The following is a 1,592-nucleotide window of genomic DNA, read 5'->3' on the forward strand; positions in this document are numbered from 1 at the left end:
TATTTATAATAATATGTTTTGATCATCAATTCTCTCGTTTGTCTTAGATGTTTGGTATGCTTTTTCCGAAAAGTACGATGACAGTAAAAAACAGGCGTACAAGTACAACGACGAGGAACTGGATGGCATGCACCAGCTCAACTTTTATGATTACTCGGCCAGGTATTATGAAAGTGCAGTGGGAAGGTTTACCAGTGTGGATCCACATGCAGAGAGTTACTATAGCTGGTCGCCGTACGCGTATGTCGGAAATAATCCATTGAAGTATACTGATCCTACGGGAATGGATTGGTGGACTACCAGTGATCCAGCCGAAATAGAACGTGTTTTGGCGGCTTTGAATTCAGGAAAAACTGTTGAATCGCAATCATTTGGCGATCAATGGGAACGTGTCGAAAAAATATCTGCTGATGACTATGCAGTTTTTGATGATGAATCCTCGGACTTCAGTATAGATGGAATCTCTTATAAAGATTATCAAGGTTTTGGCGCAAAAGATGGTTTAGGCATGGGAAATGGATTTATGTCTCTTGGAGCGGCAACAATATGGGGTGGATATACCTCTGATATAAATTTAGCAAAATCCGGTAGATTTAGATTAAGCAATAAGGTTTATAAAATGGGATATTATGGAGGAACAGCTCATACAACAAGTTTTATTAAAGCATCTAAGACTAATTTTGCTTTTGGAGTTAAAGTAGGAGGATATGCAAAACTAGGAGGTAATATATTGTCGTACTTAAGTGTTGCTTCTTATGGTTATGATGCGTATAATTCATTTAAAAATGAAGATCCTGTTGGTATTGCGAAATCTATCTTCAATGCTCCTTTTACTGTTCTTAGTTTCTGTGGACCTCAAGGGGCTGCTATATCAGGTTATTGGTCTGCAACAGACGTTGTAAGAGACAAGTGGGCTGAAGAGGTTTTATTACCATATATGAAAACCACAAATGGGATTATTTATCCTGCATTTTTTCCCTTTAAATGATTATGATGAGTTTTTTTTATTATATTTTTTATAGAATATGTTCTTTTTATAAAAAGAAAGAGATTGATAAAACACATCCGGAAATATACGCTTCGGCAATAGTTTCTATGATGCAGATATCAGTTCTGATGTTTTTGTTTAGCCTTTGTAATATCAGAAAATTCAATACTAAAGAAGAATTTATGCTTTTTATTACTCCATTGCCTATAGTAATAATGATAGTTAATGCTTTATTCATTTTTACAAGAGAGACATATCAAAGAATAGAGAATAAATGGAAAAAAGAAAACCAAAGAATTGCATATATAAAAGGAATATTAATAGTTCTCTGGATTATCCTGATCTTACCTCTTGTAATAGGAAGCGTTCATTTTCTTACTCCTTAACAAGCCTTATAGAAAATCTAATATGGTAGTTCATTGGTAGAATTCCACATTATGTTATAGTTTATATATCAGTCATAGATTATAGAGTAAAATCAGATTTCAGGAGAAGATACTATATTCAAAGAGGAGTTCTTAAAGGTTATGGAACAATTCTCGGTGGAATCAGGATGAGTGATGCTTCCATGATGAAAAGAGTAGAAGCTATTAATGCTCTTTTA

General features: G+C 34.2%; 2 protein-coding genes. Both read left to right on the forward strand.

Annotated elements, in window-relative coordinates:
- Positions 1-28 precede the first annotated feature (28 nt).
- A complete protein-coding gene (locus JGH11_RS19960; protein WP_201114729.1) occupies positions 29-988 on the forward strand; it encodes an RHS repeat-associated core domain-containing protein in 960 nt (319 codons plus the stop codon).
- 2 nt (positions 989-990) lie between these two features.
- The gene (locus JGH11_RS19965; RefSeq protein WP_201114727.1) at positions 991-1,374 is read left to right on the forward strand and encodes a hypothetical protein; all 384 of its coding nucleotides are present in this window, start codon (positions 991-993) and stop codon (positions 1,372-1,374) included.
- The last annotated feature ends 218 nt before the right edge of the window (positions 1,375-1,592 follow it).

It is taken from the genome of Dysgonomonas sp. Marseille-P4677 (assembly GCF_016652235.1).
In the GTDB taxonomy this organism is placed as follows: domain Bacteria; phylum Bacteroidota; class Bacteroidia; order Bacteroidales; family Dysgonomonadaceae; genus Dysgonomonas.

Coding starts and splice junctions, on each gene's coding strand:
- JGH11_RS19965 (WP_201114727.1), top strand. CDS start 991: ATGATGAGTTTTTTTTATTATATTTTTTATAGAATATGTTCTTTTTAT.